The sequence below is a fragment of the Polaromonas sp. UBA4122 genome (assembly GCA_002381615.1).
Lineage (GTDB): Bacteria > Pseudomonadota > Gammaproteobacteria > Burkholderiales > Burkholderiaceae_C > Polaromonas.
The window spans coordinates 4,145-5,905 of sequence record DFWY01000061.1 but is presented as its reverse complement, the minus strand read 5'-3'; the positions used below and the strand labels follow the sequence as shown (position 1 = coordinate 5,905).

Here is a 1,761-nt window from a genome sequence, read left to right as displayed (position 1 = left end):
GTCGCCCGCTCCGAGTCCGAACTGCGCGAAGTATGCCGTGAAATCACCGAGGCAGGAGGTCAGTGTGACTACTTGGTACTCGACGTGGTTGACTCGCGTGCGGTCACCGAGCAGCTCGCGCAGCGCGGGCCGTTCCATATCCTCGTGAACAACGCTGGCATGAATCGCCCGAAGGAGCTAGTTCAACTCAACGATGAGGATATTGACGCGGTGCTGGATCTCAATGTAAAGGCCGCGTTCTACGTGACTCGCGTGGTGGTCAAGGAGCTGCTGGCGGCTGGCCTGCCGGGCTCGGTGATCAATGTGTCGTCGCAGATGGGCTGGGTGGGCAGCCCGCGCCGCACACTGTACTGCGCGAGTAAGCACGCCATCGAAGGCATGAGCAAGGCGCTTGCATGGGAACTCGGGCACGCCAACATCCGCGTGAATACGGTCTGCCCGACCTTTATTGAAACCGCGATGACCGCAAAGATGTTCGAAGACATCGCGTTTCGCGAATGGGTCACCGACAGGATCGCACTCGGCAGGATCGGGAAGATCGAGGAGATCATGGGCGCGATCGTGTTTCTGGCCAGCGATGCGTCAAGCCTTGTGACAGGAAGCGCGCTCATGCTTGACGGTGGGTGGACGGCGGCATGAAGTCCAGCACCACAGCCCAGGAAGTGGCGGGCCTTGCGCAGGTATCGCAGTCCGCCGTGAGCCGCACCTTCACCCCAGGCGCGAGCGTGTCGGAAGAAACGCGCAGCAAGGTACTGGCCGCTGCCAAGGCCTTGGGCTATCGGCCCAACGCGCTGGCGCGCAGCCTCATCACGCGGCGTAGCCGAATCATCGCGCTGGTCATGAGCTACCTTGAGAACCAGTTCTATCCCCTGGTGATCGAGAGGCTCTCGCAGAAGCTGCAGAAACAGGGCTACCACGTGTTGTTGTTCATCAGCGATCTGAACGAAGCCGATGGCGTACTTGCCGAAATCCTACAGTACCAAGTTGATGGCATTGTGATGGCGTCCACCATGCTGTCATCCGACCTCGCCAAAAACTGCGCCGACTCTGGCGTGCCGGTCGTGCTGTTCAACCGTGTGGCGGACACCAGCGCGCTGGCGCGACACACCACGAGCTCGGTGACTTCCGACAACTATCGCGGCGGCCGAATGGTGGCCGAGCTGCTGCTGGAGCGCGGGCATCGAAAGGTCGCCTTCCTCGCCGGGCTGGAGAACTCGTCAACCAGCGTGGAGCGCGAAAAGGGCTTCAACGAAGCGCTGCGCGAAGGTGGCGGCTCGGTCTTCAGCCGCGCCGTGGGCCACTACAGCTTTGAAGGCGCGCAGCAGGCGACGCGCGCGCTCTTTGCTGGCGTCGATCGGCCCGACGCAGTCTTCGTCGCCAACGATCATATGGCGATTGCCGCCATGGATGTACTTCGCATCGAGTTGGGCCTGCGTATACCGCAGGACGTGAGCGTGATGGGCTTTGACGACGTGCCGCAAGCGGCCTGGGGCTCGTATCAGCTCACCACCGTGGTGCAAAGCGTCGAGGACATGGTCGATGCCGTGGTGGATCTTTTGCATGACCAGATGCAGGGCGAAGTTCGTCCGCGCAAGGTTGTCATCCCCTGCCGCGTGGTGGAGCGCCAGTCGGTACGGCCAGCGCCCGGTGCAAGTCCGAAGTGATGATCGCACCTGTTTGTTGCCTGCTGAAATATTCAGCAGGTCCAGGCAATTGAGGGCTGGGCATGCGTCACATCATCATTTTGATAACAGCGCACAG

At 61.4% G+C, this 1,761-nt stretch carries 2 protein-coding genes; both read left to right on the top strand.

What is annotated here, in order from left to right; all coding sequences use genetic code 11:
* Positions 1 to 639: SDR family NAD(P)-dependent oxidoreductase (locus B3F77_RS07940; protein ID WP_293604437.1), on the top strand; the 639-nt coding region annotated here is incomplete at its 5' end.
* The gene (locus B3F77_RS07935) at positions 636 to 1,664 is read left to right on the top strand and encodes a LacI family DNA-binding transcriptional regulator (protein WP_293604436.1); all 1,029 of its coding nucleotides are present in this window, start codon (positions 636 to 638) and stop codon (positions 1,662 to 1,664) included. The genes B3F77_RS07940 and B3F77_RS07935, both read left to right, overlap by 4 nt.
* The last annotated feature ends 97 nt before the right edge of the window (positions 1,665 to 1,761 follow it).